At 63.3% G+C, this 16307-nt stretch carries 11 protein-coding genes; 7 read left to right on the forward strand and 4 right to left on the reverse strand.

From position 1 onward, the window contains the following. The 5 genes from WA904_RS02225 to WA904_RS02245 form a co-directional block, all read left to right on the forward strand. On the forward strand, positions 1 to 618 hold a 618-nt coding region (locus WA904_RS02225), incomplete at its 5' end, for an NAD-dependent epimerase/dehydratase family protein (protein ID WP_425195496.1). A 217-nt stretch (positions 619 to 835) separates the two neighbouring features. Then, positions 836 to 2533, forward strand: a complete 1698-nt coding sequence (locus WA904_RS02230) for a methyl-accepting chemotaxis protein (protein ID WP_425195497.1) — start codon at positions 836 to 838, stop codon at positions 2531 to 2533. A gap of 376 nt (positions 2534 to 2909) precedes the next feature. Next, the gene (locus WA904_RS02235; RefSeq protein ID WP_425195498.1) at positions 2910 to 6755 is read left to right on the forward strand and encodes a YDG domain-containing protein; all 3846 of its coding nucleotides are present in this window, start codon (positions 2910 to 2912) and stop codon (positions 6753 to 6755) included. Positions 6756 to 6768: 13 nt separating this feature from the next. Further along, positions 6769 to 8487, forward strand: a complete 1719-nt coding sequence (locus WA904_RS02240) for a ShlB/FhaC/HecB family hemolysin secretion/activation protein (protein ID WP_425195499.1) — start codon at positions 6769 to 6771, stop codon at positions 8485 to 8487. A 171-nt stretch (positions 8488 to 8658) separates the two neighbouring features. Next, complete coding sequence (locus WA904_RS02245) at positions 8659 to 10293, forward strand: methyl-accepting chemotaxis protein (protein ID WP_425195500.1); 1635 nt, start codon at positions 8659 to 8661, stop codon at positions 10291 to 10293. A gap of 68 nt (positions 10294 to 10361) precedes the next feature. On the opposite strand, the gene WA904_RS02250 is transcribed toward WA904_RS02245, so the two are convergent. Both WA904_RS02250 and WA904_RS02255 read right to left on the reverse strand, forming a co-directional pair. Continuing rightward, a complete protein-coding gene (locus tag WA904_RS02250; RefSeq protein WP_425195501.1) occupies positions 10362 to 11417 on the reverse strand; it encodes a S1C family serine protease in 1056 nt (351 codons plus the stop codon). A gap of 127 nt (positions 11418 to 11544) precedes the next feature. Further along, a complete protein-coding gene (locus tag WA904_RS02255) occupies positions 11545 to 12840 on the reverse strand; it encodes an amidase (protein WP_425195502.1) in 1296 nt (431 codons plus the stop codon). Positions 12841 to 12879: 39 nt separating this feature from the next. Between WA904_RS02255 and WA904_RS02260 the strand changes: the two genes are divergently transcribed. After that, the gene (locus WA904_RS02260) at positions 12880 to 14910 is read left to right on the forward strand and encodes an acyltransferase family protein (protein ID WP_425195503.1); all 2031 of its coding nucleotides are present in this window, start codon (positions 12880 to 12882) and stop codon (positions 14908 to 14910) included. Between the two features lie 24 nt (positions 14911 to 14934). Here WA904_RS02260 and WA904_RS02265 read toward each other — a convergent pair whose 3' ends face one another. Then, positions 14935 to 15186, reverse strand: a complete 252-nt coding sequence (locus tag WA904_RS02265; RefSeq protein ID WP_425195504.1) for a hypothetical protein — start codon at positions 15184 to 15186, stop codon at positions 14935 to 14937. Continuing rightward, positions 15176 to 15664 (reverse strand): RidA family protein, encoded by a 489-nt coding sequence (locus tag WA904_RS02270; RefSeq protein ID WP_425195505.1) that lies wholly within the window; start codon positions 15662 to 15664, stop codon positions 15176 to 15178. Before WA904_RS02270 ends, WA904_RS02265 begins: the two co-directional genes overlap by 11 nt. Before the next feature lie 167 nt (positions 15665 to 15831). Between WA904_RS02270 and WA904_RS02275 the strand changes: the two genes are divergently transcribed. Further along, the coding region (locus tag WA904_RS02275) for a GntR family transcriptional regulator (RefSeq protein ID WP_425195506.1) at positions 15832 to 16307 on the forward strand (476 nt) is incomplete at its 3' end.

Here is a 16307-nt window from a genome sequence, read left to right on the forward strand (position 1 = left end):
GCCCTGCTGCGCGCGCTGCGGCTGCGCGGCCTGCCGCAGACGCTGGTTTACGGTTCAACCAGCGGCGTTTATGGCGACTGCCGAGGCGAGTGGGCCAGGGAGACGCGGCCCGTCAACCCGCACACGCCGCGTGCGCAGCGAAGGGTGGATGCCGAGCAGCAACTGCGGTTTTTCGGCCGCTCCAGCGGCGTGCGTGTGCACACGCTGCGCATTCCGGGCATTTACGCGCCCGACCGCGAAGGCGGCACGCCGCGCGGCCGCCTGCTCAAGGGCACGCCGGTACTGGCACCGGCTGACGATGTGTTCACCAACCATATTCATGCCGACGACCTGGCGCGCGCCTGTATTGCCGCGCTGTGGCGCGGCAAGCCGCAGCGCACGACCAATGCGAGTGATGACACCGAACTCAGGATGGGCGACTACTTCGATCTTGCGGCCGACCTCTACCAGCTGCCGCGTCCGCCAAGGGTGGCGCGGAGCGCCGCGCAGGACGAGTTGCCCCTGGTGCTGCTGAGCTTCATGAGCGAGTCCCGCCGGCTCGACAACACGCGCCTGAAGCAGGAGCTGCGCCTGCGGCTGCATTACCCGACGGTGGAGGCCGGCTTGCGCGATCGTTGAGCATGCCGGCAGTTTTTGGCTCGAAGAGCGGCCGGGCGCATTGCGGCGCGGCAGGAAGAGGCAGCTTTGAAGGAATCGCCAAAGTTTGTCCTATATCAAATTAGGCGGTAATTTAGTCAAAAGTAATTAACTGATTCGATTTTTGTAATGAATTTGGTGGAATTTTCATTGAAACGATGTCAATATCAATTCACATCTTTCAAGTGGAGTGCCCACCATGCGTATCAACCTGCCCATCACCAATCATTCCTACGAGCTTGCGGACGGCGCAGCGCTGGTTTCCCGCACCGATCTCAAGGGGCGTATCACCTATGCCAATCCGTCGTTTGTCGAAGTCAGCGGCTACACCATCGACGAACTCACCGGCCAGGCCCATAACATCGTGCGCCACCCCGACATGCCGCCGGAGGCTTTTGCAGACATGTGGGACAGCCTGGGTCGGGGCCTGCCCTGGACGGGGCTGGTCAAGAACCGGCGCAAAAACGGTGACTTCTATTGGGTACAGGCCAACGTCACCCCCTTGCGCAACCAGGGCCGGACAGAAGGTTATATGTCCGTGCGCAGCAAGCCGGAGCCGGCCCAGGTTGCCCAGGCTGAGCAGGTTTACAGCAGGATCAGGCAGGGGCAGGCGGCCGGCGTCACGATCCGGCAGGGCGAGGTGCTTCCGCCGGTCTGGGCCGACCCGATGGCTGCCTTGCGCAGAATTCCCGTGCGGCACCGGATTGTCTGGGTCACTGCCCTGGCGGCGCTGCTGACGCTGGTCGGGGGCGCCCTGGGATGGCGCGAACTCAGCCGCCTGGCGCCGCCCACTGGCAACACCGGCTGGCTGCCCGGTGTCTTTATGGCCAGTGCGGTGCTGTCTGCCCTCGCCTGGGCAGGACTGGGCTATTTTCTCGTGCGCGCCGTATTTCGCCCACTGGACAAGGCGGTTCAGGTGGCCCAAGCCATTGCCGGAGGGGAACTGATGAAGTTCGAGATCCAGGCCGCTGACGAAGCCAAGCCCCTGCTGCGCGCCTTGAACCAGATGAGTTCCAACCTGACCGCGATCGTCTCGGACATCGGGGCAAACGTTGGTGGCGTGGCCACAGCGGCCGCGCAGATCGCTTCCGGCAACATGGACCTGTCCTCCCGCACCGAACAGCAAGCCAGCTCCCTGGAAGAGACCGCCGCCTCCATGGAGGAACTCACCTCCACCGTCAAACAGAACGCCGACAACGCCCGCCAGGCCAACCAGCTGGCTGTGTCCGCCTCCAGCGTCGCCGTGCGCGGCGGCAGCGTCGTCTCCCAGGTGGTCGACACCATGGGCGCCATCAACACCTCCTCGCGCAAGATCGTCGACATCATCGGCGTGATCGATGGCATCGCCTTCCAGACCAACATCCTGGCCCTCAATGCCGCCGTCGAGGCGGCCCGGGCCGGGGAACAGGGCCGGGGGTTTGCCGTGGTGGCTGCAGAAGTCAGAAATCTGGCCCAAAGGAGTGCGGCCGCTGCCAAGGAGATCAAGACCCTGATCGGCGACTCGGTCGACAAGGTCGAGGAAGGCAGCAAGCAGGTGGCCGAAGCGGGCAAGACCATGGACGAGATTGTGGGCAGCGTCAAGCGGGTGACCGACATCATGGCCGAGATCACGGCGGCCAGCCAGGAGCAGACGGCCGGGATAGAGCAGATCAACCAGGCGATCACGCAGATGGACCAGGTGACACAGCAGAATGCGGCGCTGGTGGAGGAAGCTGCAGCGGCGGCCTCTTCATTGCAGGAGCAGGCGGAACATCTGGCACAGGCGGTGACCGTGTTCAAGGGCGAGGGGCACCGCACCGCACCGCCCCAGCGCTACCCCACTTCCTCAACGTTGCGGCGCGGACCCCAGGTTCTTCCGGCGGTGCCAGCACGCCGTCTGGTGTCGATCAGCTCCTAGGAAAAGAAAAGGGGCGGTACTTCGGACAGGTGCCGGGCTGGTGGCCTGTCTATTCAGCGCACTGCTGCGGTCCTGCCACCCGCTGCTTCCGCCGCCTGTGCTGCGCGGCGTTGCGCAGGACGAATGGCCATCGCTGTTCAAGGTGTCTGAAGCAGGCACCGTGTCTGCTTTACCCCACAGTGGTGCAAAGCCTGTTCTACAAAAGAAGTAGCTACCCGCAACCATCCATCAAGGACTGGAGCACGTTTTCATTACATTGAAAAGAACGTTTTTCCAAAGCGCTTTTTCCCGTTATCCGGACAGTCCTTTTTGGATACGATCCACCGAAGTGCCCTCCATCGTCTTGTGACAAAAGAGGCGCGCGGGAGGTGAAAAAATGCACAAGCATCGTTCGAAGATCAACGCGCAATCGGGACCGCGACTCCTCAATTTTGTTGAGCAGTTGGTACGCAGCATGGCACGTTTGCGCAAAAAAGCAGTCCGCACCGCCGCCACGGTCACCTCCAGAAGCAGCTTTGCCGGCCACGCAGCCCTGCTGCTGGGAGCAGCCACCGCCCAGGCCGGACCAGTGGACGGCCAGGTCACTGCCGGCACGGGGAGCGTCGCGCAGTCGGGCGCCAACACCACCATCACGCAGTCAAGCCAGAACCTCTCGCTGACCTGGAAGAGCTTCAACGTAGGCGCGCAGGAAAGCGTCAACTTTGTGCAGCCTTCAGCCAGCGCCATAGCGGTCAACCGCATCCTGGACACCAACGGCAGTCAGATCCTGGGCCAGCTCAACGCCAACGGGCAGGTCTACCTGATCAACCCCAACGGCATCCTGTTCGGCGCCGGCGCCCAGGTCAATGTAGGCGGGTTGGTGGCCTCGATGCTGGACATCAAGGATGCAGACCTGAACAGCAGCAAGCGCAGTTTCAGCGGCTCCGGTGCAGGCAGCGTCGTCAACCAGGGCAGCATCAGCGCTGCACCGGGTGGCTACGTGGCCCTGCTGGGCAACACCGTGAGCAACCAGGGAACCATCAACGCTCCGCTGGGCAGCGTGGTGCTGGGCGCCGGCAGCGCCGCCACCTTGACCTTCCAGGGCAACCAGCTGCTGCAAGTGCAGATTGATCAAAGCGTGCTCAACAGCCTGGCCGACAACGGCGGGCTGATCCGGGCCGACGGCGGGCGCGTGCTCATGAGCGCAGGCGCCCGGGACTCCCTGCTCGCCAGCGTGGTCAACAACAGCGGGGTGATCCAGGCGCGCACAGTAGAAAACCGCAGCGGCACCATCGTCTTGCTGGGCGGCATGGCGGCCGGCACCGCCAAGGTGGCAGGTACGCTGGACGCCTCGGCGCCCAACGGCGGCAACGGTGGTTTCATCGAAACCTCGGGTGCGCATGTCAAGATTGCCGACAGTGCCCGAATCACGACCGCAGCCCCAGCAGGCAACACCGGCACCTGGTTGATCGACCCGGTGGACTTCACCATTGCCGCCACGGGCGGGAACACCACGGGCGCGCTCCTGAGCGCCAGTCTGGGCACAAACAACATCACCATCTATAGCACCACCGGGAACACGGGCACCGCGGGTGATGTCAACGTCAACGACGTGGTGAGCTGGAGCGCCAACCAGCTGACGTTCAACGCGCAGAACAACATCAACATCAACGCCAACCTCAATGCCTCGGGCACGGGCAAGCTGGCGCTGGAGTATGGCCAGAGCACGACAAGCGGTGCCGGCAGCACCTATAACGTCAACAACGGCGCGAAGGTCAACCTGCCGGCAGGCAACAACTTCAGCACCAAACGGGGCAGCACCGGCGCCACCGTCGCCTACACCGTCATCACCGACCTGGGCAATGCAGGCAGCACCAGCGGCACCGATTTGCAGGGTATCAGCGGCAATCTCGGCGGGCGTTATGTGCTGGGCGCTGACATCGATGCTTCGCCTACCAGCACCTGGAACGGTAACGCAGGATTCATGCCCTTGGGAACGGGGAACACCGGCTGCACCCCCAACTGCTTTTACGGCACCTTTGATGGCTTGGGCCATACCATTACCGGCCTCAACATCGACCGCACGACCCGGTTCACCGGCCTGTTCGGCTCCACCTCCATAGCCAGCGTTATCCGCAATGTGGGCCTGGTGGGCGGCATCGTCAAGAGTTCCAACAACGATACAGGTGCGTTGGCGGGGTGGAACGACGGCACCATCAGCAACAGCTACGCCAGCACCGCCGTGATCGGAGGCGTCGATACCGGTGGGCTCGTGGGGGGAACCGGCGGCAGCTCAACAATTGACCGAAGCTACGCGACAGGCACGGTGAATGGATCGGTGTTTACAGGTGGGCTGGCGGGGTACAACCAGGGTGCCATCAGCAACAGCTATTCCTCCATCGGTACCGTAACCAGCCAATCCAATGCCGGCGGACTGGTGGGCTACATGCTCAATAGCGGCACCATCACCGACAGTTATTCAAGCAGCGTAGTGACCAGTACCGGGGGCACGATAGGCGGCCTGGTTGGCTACTGGAGTGGCACCGGCGGAAGCATCAGCAACAGTTATGCCGCTGGAGCAACCGTCACCGGCACCAACAAGGTAGGCGGATTGGTGGGGGACATGAGCAATGTCGATGGTGTCATCAGCAACAGCTACGCGAAGGGCAATGTCATCAGCACTGGCGGCCAGGATGTCGGCGGGCTGGTGGGGTATTGGAGCGGCGTTAACCCTGACCCTTTGGATCCCCCTTCGAACTCTTCGATCAACAACAGCTATGCGACCGGTACGGTGAGCGGCACCACAAATATCGGCGGCCTGGTGGGGCATAAGGAAGACACCGGCGGCACCATCAACAACAGCTACGCGATCGGCGCCGTAAGCGGCACCAGCAATTTGGGCGGGCTGGTTGGTTTGTGGGTCGACGGGGCGGCCATCAACAACAGCTTCTGGGACCGGACGACGACCGCCCAAGACTTCAGCTCCGGCGGCGGCTGGGGCATGACGGCGACCGCCCAGATGCAGCAGCAGGCCAATTTCAGCTCGGCCACGGCCGCCAACAACAACGTCAATCCGAACTGGGATTTCAACACCGTCTGGCGCATGTATGACGGGCATACCTATCCCCTGCTGAAATCACTGATGAAGGCCACCACGGTCACCGTCGGCAGTACCAGCAAAACCTACGACAGGCTGTCCTGGAATGGCGGAACCGGCATCAGTTGCTCCAATGTGGCCTGCGGCAGCTTGTCGGGGAGTATCAGTTTCAGCGGAACTGCCCAGGGCGCGGTCAATGCCGGCAGCTATACGGTGACGGGGTCCGGCCTGTATTCCGACCAACAGGGCTACGACATCAGTTACGCCAATGGCACCCTGACCGTGAATCCCGCCAGCCTGGTGGTCACCGGCGTGGGCGCGGACAACAAGGTGTATGACGCTGGCCTGGGCGCTACCCTCAACGGCGTAGCCACTGTCGCGGCCATCGCCGGTGACACGGTGAACGTAAGCGGCACCGGCAGCGGCACGTTCGGCGACAAAAACGTGGGCAATGGCAAGGCCGTGACTGTCACCGGATACACCCTGGGCGGCGCTGACGCAGGCAACTATGTGATCACTCAACCCACCGGGGTTACGGCAAACATCACACCGGCCAGCCGCGCCGTCACCGGTGTGGGCGCGGACAACAAGGTGTATGACGGCACGACCGCAGCCACTCTGAATGGCACCGCCAACGTGACAGCGCTGGGCATCGATGTGGTGACGGTGGGTGGCACCGGCAGCGGTGCTTTTGCCGACGCGAATGTGGGCAATGGTAAATCCGTGACCGTCACAGGCTATACGCTGAGCGGCGCCGACGCAGGCAACTACACCGTGGTGCAGCCCGTCGGTCTGACGGCTGCTATTACTCCTGTACCCGTACCGGCACCGGTGACCGGTGCCGGATCTGCGTCAGGATCCTCGTCCGCAGTGGCGTCCGGGCGGAACGTGGAGGCTGCAACGCAGGAAGCCCTGAACGAAGCACGTGCCAAATCCGAAGCGCCCGAAGCATCGTCAACCCTGCGTGTCATCCATATTGCAGGCACTGATGCAAAAGATGGAAAAGATGGAAAAGACTTGCCAGCCCCCAGGGTGGCCGTCGAGAGACTGAAGGACGCCTCGGTCGCCGGAGGAAAAGACCCGCGGCTGCATATCGTTGATGGTGGCGTCAGGTTGAGAAGCAATATGTTTGCTTCTCAGGAATAAAGCTGGTCGTCGGATGCTCTTTTTCATAAATGGCAGCACTGGTCTGAGCCGCTGTTATCGGCTGGCAACTGGGCTGCTGATCATCACACCCGTGCTGGCGGCGGCCCAGGCGGCCGGCCCGGCGCCTGTTGGCATCGGTTCCATCCTGCAGCAAATTCAGCCGCCCGAACGACCTGTTCAACCGTCGGGCGGAGCAGCGTTGTCTGTCAACAAAGAGAAGGATGCGCAGACGTCCTCCGAAAACGCGGCCATTCCGGTGGACGTCAAAGCAGTCAAGGTTCTGGGCAACACATTGTTCGAGACGGCTGCCCTGCATGCATTGGTGGCCGATGCCGAAGGGCAAAGATTGACGCTGGACCAACTGGACGGACTGGCCGCGCGCATAGGCCAGTATTACCACGCCCGGGGCCACACCTTTGCGCGGGCCGTGGTGCCTGCGCAGGTGATCCAGTCGGGCGTTGTGCGCCTGCTGGTGATCGAGGCGCGCTACGGCAGGGTGGGCATCGATAACCAGACTCGCGTGAATGACGTGCTGCTACGGGCGACGGCGGCGCCGCTGCAAATTGGGCAACCTGTCGAGCAGGCCTCGCTGGACAAGTCCTTGCTGCTGTTGTCGGACATACCCGGCGTGGTGGTGCAGGCGGTATTGAAGCCCGGTGAAGAGATGGGCACGTCCGACCTGATGATTCATGCCGCGCCCGGCCCGGCGGCGACGGGAAATCTGGCGCTGGACGGCTACGGCAACAGCTATACGGGAAAGGCTCGCCTGGGTGGCACGGTGAACTTCATCAACCCCTTGCAGCGCGGTGATGTGCTGAGTCTGGGGGGCTTGAGTTCTGGTACCGGGCTGAACTATGGACGCGCGGGTTACGAAATCCTGCTCAATGGCCAGGGCACGCGCGCGGGAGCCGCGTATTCCCTGCTGAACTACCAACTTGGCGAATCCCTGGAGATTTTGGGTGCGCATGGCTCAGCCAGAACAGGGAGCATGTGGGCCAGGCATCCGCTGGTGCGAACCCAGAATGCCAATCTCTACGGACAGGTCCAGTACGACAAGACGCAGCTGCGCGAGCACATTGACGTCATTGACATGAAGACGGATCGGCACCTTGACAGCTGGACTGCGGGGCTGGCGGGGGACTGGCGGGATACGGTGATGTCCGGCGGCATCAACACCTGGAGCTTGGGGTGGACGGCAGGCCGGCTCGATTTTGATGACCTGCAGGCCCAACTGGCTGATGCGGCAACGGCAAGAACACAGGGCGCGTTTTCGAAAGTCAACCTGGCCTTTGCCCGCCTGCAGCGCTGGGGGCAAAGAGGCACGCTGTATTTTTCATGGGCAGGCCAGTGGGCGAATACCAACCTGGATCCGTCGCAGAAGATGTCCGCGGGCGGGCCTTATTCGGTGCGTGCCTACGATGTGGGCGCGCTGTCGGGCGACAAAGGCTTTCGCGCAAGCATTGAATGGCGCTACGACCTGGGGCAGGTGGGCGGCGGGAAACTCCAGGGGCTGGCGTTCTGGGACGGCGCGCATCTGACGGTCAATCAGCGCCCCTGGACGACGGGCGCCAACAGCGCGTCCCTGAGCGGTGCAGGGCTGGGGCTCGACTGGACCGGGCTCAACCAGTGGCGGGCCCGCGCTTACCTGGCCGCACCGCTTGGGTCAACGCCCGAGCTGGTCCGGGCAACAGACTCAACGCGAGTGTGGACCGAGGTCGGCTACCGGTTCTGAAGGCTCCGGCGGCTGCGCCTTCTCCCGGGCCGGGGGCAGCACTTCCCAATTCGACGAAAAGAGCGCTTTTTCACGCCTTGTTCAGGATCATCCGGCTGCGCCTTTCTTGATACCGTCCATGGATGTGGTTCTGCCGCGTTTGAGACGGAAGAGGCCTGCTGGAGAGAAAACATGCAACTGGACAATTTGAAGGTCAGCACACGGCTGTGGGCAGGCTTTGGCATCGTATGGCTGCTGATGGGCGGCCTGATGGCGGTGGGGCTGGCGTCCCTCGCAGGTGTGGGCGCTGTCAGTCGTGACATGGCCGGGGCCGACTGGCGCCGGGCCAGCGCGGTGGCGGCTGTGGGCGCTTCCGCCCAGGCGAATGCGCAGAAAACCCTGGAACTGGTGCTCACGGGTGACCCGGCGCAGGCCGCGGCTGCGAAGCAGCAGCTGGCGACCGGCGAAAAAACCCTTGCCGAAGCACTGGCGGCGCTGGAACAGGGCTACCCCCCTGCTGAAGAAAAAACCTTGCTGACTGGCTTGCGTGGCACCCATGTGTCGTACGGGCTGGCCCTTGGCAAGGTGGTGAAACTGCTGGAGGGTGGCGACCGCGATGCGGCCTCCCGCGCCTGGATGGGTGAAGCCCGGCAGACGCTGGATCGCCTGCAGCAGGAAGCCCAGGCATTGGCTGAACTGCAGACGAAGCAGGTGAAGGCCCATGGCCAGGACGTGGAAGGCGACATCGGCTCGGCACGGCGCTGGATGATCGGGCTCGGAATGGCTGCCCTGCTGGTAGGCGGCACGGTGGCTTACCGGCTGGTGCGCAGCATTGTGCAGCCGCTCAACGAGGCGATCCATATCGCCGAAACCGTGGCTTCGGGTGACCTCAGCCAGGAGTTTTCCACCGAGCGCGGCGGTGATTTCGGCCGGCTGCTCGGTGCCCTGGGCGGTATGGAAGACACGCTGACCGACTTGGTGAGCCGCATCAAGGCCTCGACCGATTCGATCACCCTGGCGTCCAGAGACATCGCCGCCGGCAACTCGGACCTGTCGCGCCGCACGGAAGAGCAGGCGGCGTCGCTGGAAGAGACGGTTTCCAGTATGGAAGAGCTGACCTCCACCGTCAGGCTGAATGCCGAACATGCACGTTCTGCCAGCGGGCTGGCGACCGATGCCTCGGAGATCGCCGAGCAAGGCGGCGCGGTGGTGGTCCAGGTGGTGGACACCATGGCCTCGATCAGCGGTAGTTCGAAAAAAATCGTGGACATCATCGCGGTCATCGAAGGCATCGCTTTCCAGACCAACATCCTGGCGCTCAATGCAGCAGTGGAGGCGGCGCGCGCCGGCGAACAGGGGCGCGGCTTTGCTGTGGTGGCCAGCGAGGTGCGCGGCCTGGCGCAGCGCAGCGCCGAGGCAGCGCGCGAGATCAAGGTGCTGATCGCCGATTCCGTCGCGCATGTCGACAACGGCTCTGAACTGGTCGGGCAGGCGGGCCGCACCATGCAGGACATCGTGCAGGCCGTCAGGCGTGTGAGCAGCCTGCTTGAGCAGATTTCGGCGGCATCGGTGGAGCAGAGCAACGGCATCGAGCATGTGAACCAGGCCATGGTGCTGATGGACAAGGCGACGCAGCAAAACGCAGCGCTGGTGGAGCAGGCCGCAACAGCCGCTTCAGCGCTGGCAGAGCAGACGCAGCAGTTGCAGACCGCAGTGGGCGAGTTCAAGCTGGATGCCGACGATGCGCTCGCAGGCAGCATGGCCGCCGGAAACAGCCTCGCGGCAATGGACGTGGAGATACGTTACCCGGTGCCGGCAACAGCGTAGTTGCTATCGTTTCAGGAGCTGCTGGCGCCCGTCCCGAAAGGGCTGGAGGCCAATTTGACTGAATGTTTTCAGATCGACGAGGGTTTCTTCAGTGTCAGCAGGCGGTCCTGCGCTTTCAGCACAATGGTCTTGACCTCGGCGCCGTGCATCACCGTGAGTGAGACCTCGGCATCGGGCGCGGCCCGGTCCCAGAGTTTCTTGTAGAAGCTTTCCAGGGTGGCGACCTGGACGCCGTCCACCGCCAGCACCACGTCGCCCGCTTCCAGCCCGGCATCCTCGGCAGGGCTGTCCCTGCTGATGCGCATGATCCGGATGCGCCCATCCTGGTCGTTCGAATTCAGGCCCAGCCAGGGCCGGCGGCTTTTCATGCTGGTGCCGGACCGCTGCATTTCAGCCAGGATGGGGCGCAGCAAATCCACCGGCACAAACATGTTGCCGACCACGCGCTGGTTCTCCCCGGTGGCATCCGACACCAGCAGCGAACCTATGCCCACCAGCTCGCCCTGCTGGTTGAACAGCGGCGCGCCGCTGTGATTGGCGCCGCTGGAGAGGATGGGCGGGCTGGTGAACAGGGCGCTTTCGATGTGGTATTCCCAGGTGCCGGAAAATGCGCGCCGGCTGACCAGCTGCGTCATGTTGACGGCACCGTCTTCATCGGTCTGCGGTCCGGTCACCGCCATCAGCGGCTCGCCGGTCTGCAGGCGCTGGCTGCTGCCCAGCACCGCCACGCTGACCTGGCCCAGGCTCTGCACCGGAAGCAGGGGCCGCAGCAAGCCGAAGCCGGTGGCCAGGTCATAGGCCACGGGACGGGCCGGCACGGTCTTGTTGTCCTGGGTGACGATCTCAATCTGCTCGGCCTCCAGCATCAGGTAGCCAATCGTCAGGATCAGCCCGTCCGGTGCGATCAACACGCCCGTGCCTATGCGCCGCTGGCCTAGCGTGTCTGCCGAGCGCGCGTCTTCGGCCGCCGTGACACGAATGCCCACCACGGACGAACTGGCGCTCGCCAGCGCCTCGATCATCCGCTGCGCAGCCGAAGGCGGGTCCGTGGCTGCATGGGCAGGCGGAACCGCCAGCCAGCAGGCCGAGATGAGAGGGAAGAGCCAACGGCGAAATGAGCGCATGACGAACTCCCGAAGCGGCAGAAAACCGCGCTCCAAGAATGCGCCCAATCGAATGCCCCTGCAAGCGGCAAGCCCGGAAAACCTGTGGGTGCGCAGCGCCGCCTGGTGTAGGAATTTTCTGCAGGAATCAACTGCGCAGGCGCTGGTGCACCCAGTGTGCGGCGGCCAGCAGCCTCTGGTCGGCACCATAAGCGCCCACCAGTTGCAGACCGACCGGCAAGCCGTTGTGCCCGCGGGCAAAGGGAAGGTGCACGCAGGGCAGGCCCAGCAAGGTCCAGCTGCGGCAGAACAGCGGGTCACCGGTGCTGTCCAGCCCGCGCGGCGCTTCGCCCACGCTGCTGGGCGCCAGCAGCGCGTCGTGTTGGTCGAACAGTGCCTGCGCCTGTTGCCGTGCACCGGCGGTGGCCTGCAGGTTGTGTGCATGGATTTCGCCGCTGATCGCCAGGCCATCGGTGATCAAGGCCAGCAGCGGCGCGCTGAGCTGGTCCCGGTGCCGCAGGCGTTCGTGGCTCAGCGAGCGGGCGGTCTCGAAAGCCTGCACTTCCTTTTGCACCCTGACCAGCTCGCTCCATGACGCCGGCAGTGCGAGATGCGTGCCGTGGCCGGCCAGCGCCATTTCGGCCTGCGCCCAGGCCTGCTGCGTGTCGTCATCCGCCTGCGCCCACTCGAATGTCCGGCACAGGCCGATGCGCGGCGCAGCTGCCTGTTCATCGAAGGCGGCCGGGTCGGCCAGCCGCGCATCACCGGTCAGCACTGCCCCCAGCAGCGCCACGTCGCGCACGCTGCGGGCAAAGCCGCCCACCGTGTCCAGCGTTTCCGACAGGCTTTTGACGCCGGCCCGGGGGACGCGGTTGTGGCTGGGCTTGTAGCCGACCACGCCGCAGAAAGCCGCGGGCCGTATCAGGGAGCCGGCGGTCTGTGTGCCCAGCGCCAGCGGCAGCATGCCGTCGGTCACCGCAGCGGCCGAGCCGCTGGACGAACCGCCGGGCGTGTGTTCCGGATGGTGCGGGTTGCGCGTGACTCCGGGGAACATGTTCGCCAGTTCGGTGGTCACCGTTTTACCCAACAGCACAGCGCCGGCTTCACGGCACAGCGCCACGGCGGCGGCATCGGCCTGCGGTTGCCGGCCGGCATAAATCGGTGATCCGTAAGCAGTGGGCAGGTCAAAGGTGTCGAACAGATCCTTCACGCCGAACGGCAAGCCGTGCAGCAAACCGCGCACCGGGCCGGCATCAAGTTCGCGCGCCTTCGCCAGCGCGGTATCGGCGCCCAGCTGCACAAAGGCCTGCACCTGCGCTTCGCGCTCGGCGATGCGGTCCAGGCAGGCACGAACCAGGTCGATGGCCTTGAGTTCACGCCGCGCGAGCAGGGCGGCGGCTTGCCAGGCGTCGAGCAGGTGCAGGGGTGTGAAAGTTGCGCTCATGACCGGAGTATCCCTGCTTTGCACCCATAATCCGCTCCCATGAGCGGCATAACCCAATCAACAAAATACCGCCCGGACATCGATGGATTGCGAGCTCTTGCAGTTGTTCCAGTCATTCTTTTTCATGCGGGATTCACCATTTTTTCAGGCGGTTATGTAGGCGTCGACGTCTTTTTTGTCATCTCGGGTTACCTGATCACGTCCATCATTTCCGATGGGCTGAAGGCGGATCAGTTTTCCTTCAGCGGTTTTTATTACAACCGGGCAAAAAGAATTCTGCCCGCCCTGTTTTTTGTCTTGCTACTGACGCTGCCCGCGGCCGTGTACCTGATGTTGCCCAATGACCTGGCCGCATTTGGCAGGAGCAATGTGTATGCGCTGACTTTCCTTGCCAATTTCTATTTCAGGAAATCGGCAGACTACTTCGCCCCTTCTTCTGATCAGCTGCCCCTGTTGCATACCTGGAGCCTGGCGGTTGAAGAGCAGTTCTACCTGATCTTCCCCGTGCTCCTGTACCTGCTCTGGCGCTTCGGACGCAAGCATGTTTTCGGCGTCCTGCTGGCTATTTTTGTTGTTTCTTTCCTGCTGTCCATCCTGGGAGCGAGAAATTTTCCGGTCAGCAACTATTACGTGCTTCCGACGCGTGCATGGGAGCTGCTGGCCGGGGCCCTGATTGTTTTCCTGCCCCGGCCACTCCTCCTGCAGCGCCAGCAAGGGCACTGGGCCGTCAGGGAGGGCCTGCCGCTGCTCGGGCTGTTGATGATTGTGTTTCCGGTCTTTGCCTTTGACAAGATGACGCCTTACCCGGGGCCGCCTACCCTGATGCCGGTACTGGGAACGGTGCTGCTCATCCTGTTTTTCAATGAACGGGGTTGGGCGGCCCGTCTGCTGTCTGCGCGCCCGCTGGTGTTTATCGGAGCCATGTCGTACAGCCTGTATCTCTGGCATTTTCCGGTTTTTGCCCTGGGCAATATCTACCAGTCGCAGCACGGTGTTTCCGTTCCCGTCGGTTGGCTGTTTGCCGTGTTGGCAGGGATGGCGTATTTTTCGCTGGTGGCCATTGAACGGCCGGTCCGGTATTCGACAGCGGGCAAGCTCGGTATGTCGGCGCTGTTCGGTGCGATTTCAGCCGTGATGATCGCCGGAGGCTGGCTGTTGCAGGACAGGCCGGAGGAATTCAAAGCCTACAAACCGGCCCAGCTTCAGCTGATGCGTGCGCCGGCACATGACCCGGGTGCACAAACCTGGGACAGATGTTCCGCCATGGGCATCGCCAATGCCTGCGAAGGTGGTGATGTTCATGCTGTCAGAAAAGTTGTCCTGTTTGGCGACTCCCATTCCTACACGCTTTTTCATAGCCTGAGTGAAGCCCTCAAGAGCCAGGGGCAAAAGCTCGTGCTCATCACAGACGGCAATTGCCCGCCGATATTCGCTGCGGACGGGGTGCTCGCCGATGACAAATGCATTGCCCGCAGCAGAGCCATCTACAAAGACCTTTTGCAGGACGGCGATGTGGATGCGCTTGTCCTGGTGGCGCGATGGAGCTGGTATATCCACAGGGTACCCTTTGACAATTTGCAGGGAGGTGTGGGCGAGAAATCGAGCAACTTCCTGGCTGCCCACCAACAGGGCGACGAAGGCCGCGTCACCCTGCTGTCCTCCCTGTTTGAAGAAACCTTCAGGTCCCTGGCCCAGGCAGGGGTCAATACCGTGGTGGTCAATACCATTCCCGAGCCGGGCTGGAATGTGCCCAAAAAGGCGCTTTACATGTTGAGTGATACAAGCCTTGACCAGCTGTCCCTGGCTTACGATGCCAGCGTTTTTGAAAAAAGAAATGCTGCTTTCGATCTCACGCTCGCAAAGTTCCAGGGTATTTCCGGCTTCAAGGTGGTTCACCCTTCCAGCCTGTTTTGCAATGCCTCCGTGCCGCTGCAATGCACGTCCCTGATAGATGGTGCGCTGATGTACGCGGACGACAATCACCTGTCGTATCCCGGGTCTGCGATGGTGTCGACACAGATTGCTGAAACCCTGAACAGCTTCCGGGAAACTTCACTCAAGCTGCGCTGAGCATGTGCGTCTTGGGGTGGTGTTTCAGGTCTGGTGCACCGGCAGCAGCCTGAAGCGCGAGGGTTGGCGGACACCTTCCAGCTTCACCCAGAGGTCTTCGCTGGCGCGCCACGACCGGCCTGCCGGCAATTGCTGCAGCGGTGGTGCCCAGGCCTCTCCCAGCCAGGGGCCGGTGGTGGCCAGCTGCAGCTGGCCTGACGTGCACATGAGTTCGTCGCCGGCTGACAGGCGCAGGCTCAGTGGCTGTCCGGACGGCAGTGTGCGGTCAGCGTGCATGTGTGCTCACCATGAGGTCCACCTCCACGGCCGCATTTTTTGGGAGCTGGTAAACCCCCACCGAGGTGCGCGTGTGCTGGCCAGCCTGGCCCAGCACGGCGTGCAGCAGGTCCGAAGCCGCATCGGCCACCTCGCTTTGCTGCGTGAAGTCAGGGGCGCTCTGGACAAAAACGGTGATGCGCAGCATGCGGCCGATGCCGTCCAGGCTGCCGAGCGACTGCGCCAGCAGGAGCAGGGCGCGGACAACACACACCTGTGCGGCCAGGCGGGCCTGCGCGAGCGTGACGTCGGCGCCCACGCGACCGGCGACCACCACCGTGTCGCCTACGCGCGGGATCTGGCCGCTGACGTAGGCGACATGGTTTTCCTGCACCACCGGGGCATAGTTGCCGCCGCTGCGGATGTCGCCGTCGAAGCTGTAGCCCAGGGTATGGACGATGCTGTCCAGGGCAGCCTGCCGTGAAGATGGAATTGACATAGGGTGTATTGACCTCCTGTTTCAAGCGTAAAAGGGGAGCGCCGGGCGCAACAGGCACAGCGCATGGAAAGACGAGGGCATCAGAAGCGTTAGGCGGGCTCTGTTATGGTTGATTTGAGTGCCGCCTGTATCTGTTTCGAAACAGCGGCGCCCCGCAAGATCAAGCCATGACCAAGCCCAACGACACGCCGCTGTACCAGCAACTTGCCGCCGACTACGGTGAAGCCATCGGCAAAGGCGCCCTGCAGGCGGGCAGCCGCATGCCGTCGGTGCGTGAATTGATGCGCCGCCATGAAGTGAGCCTGTCGACCGCCCTGCAGGCACTGCGCGTGATGGAAGACCGCGGCTGGCTTGAGGCGCGGCCGCGGGTTGGCTATTTTGTGCGCGCCAGCGCGCCGGCACTGGCCGAGCTGGCCGACCCGGACCTGCGTGCCCCGCTGGCTGCAGAACAAAGCCGTTTCGGCGACCGTTTTGTCGGACTCAATGAACGCATCTCCCTGGTGCTGGACAGTGCCCGCCGCGCCGGCGTGCGGGTGGACCTGGGCGGGGCCACACCCGGCCCGGAGCTGTTCGACGTGGCGGCCATGAACCGCAGCGCTGCAGCCTTGCTGCGGGAGCAGCCCGAGCTCATGGTGCTGGGCCG

Origin of the sequence: Polaromonas sp. (genome assembly GCF_049790275.1) — a bacterium.
In the GTDB taxonomy this organism is placed as follows: Bacteria; Pseudomonadota; Gammaproteobacteria; order Burkholderiales; family Burkholderiaceae_C; genus Polaromonas.

Excerpts from the sequence above, each read along its gene's own strand:
- WA904_RS02230 (WP_425195497.1), top strand. The coding sequence starts at position 836 with ATGCGTATCAACCTGCCCATCACCAATCATTCCTACGAGCTTGCGGAC.
- WA904_RS02235 (WP_425195498.1), top strand. The coding sequence starts at position 2,910 with ATGCACAAGCATCGTTCGAAGATCAACGCGCAATCGGGACCGCGACTC.
- WA904_RS02240 (WP_425195499.1), top strand. The coding sequence starts at position 6,769 with ATGCTCTTTTTCATAAATGGCAGCACTGGTCTGAGCCGCTGTTATCGG.
- WA904_RS02245 (WP_425195500.1), top strand. The coding sequence starts at position 8,659 with ATGCAACTGGACAATTTGAAGGTCAGCACACGGCTGTGGGCAGGCTTT.
- WA904_RS02250 (WP_425195501.1), bottom strand. The coding sequence starts at position 11,417 with ATGCGCTCATTTCGCCGTTGGCTCTTCCCTCTCATCTCGGCCTGCTGG.
- WA904_RS02255 (WP_425195502.1), bottom strand. The coding sequence starts at position 12,840 with ATGAGCGCAACTTTCACACCCCTGCACCTGCTCGACGCCTGGCAAGCC.
- WA904_RS02260 (WP_425195503.1), top strand. The coding sequence starts at position 12,880 with ATGAGCGGCATAACCCAATCAACAAAATACCGCCCGGACATCGATGGA.
- WA904_RS02265 (WP_425195504.1), bottom strand. The coding sequence starts at position 15,186 with ATGCACGCTGACCGCACACTGCCGTCCGGACAGCCACTGAGCCTGCGC.
- WA904_RS02270 (WP_425195505.1), bottom strand. The coding sequence starts at position 15,664 with ATGTCAATTCCATCTTCACGGCAGGCTGCCCTGGACAGCATCGTCCAT.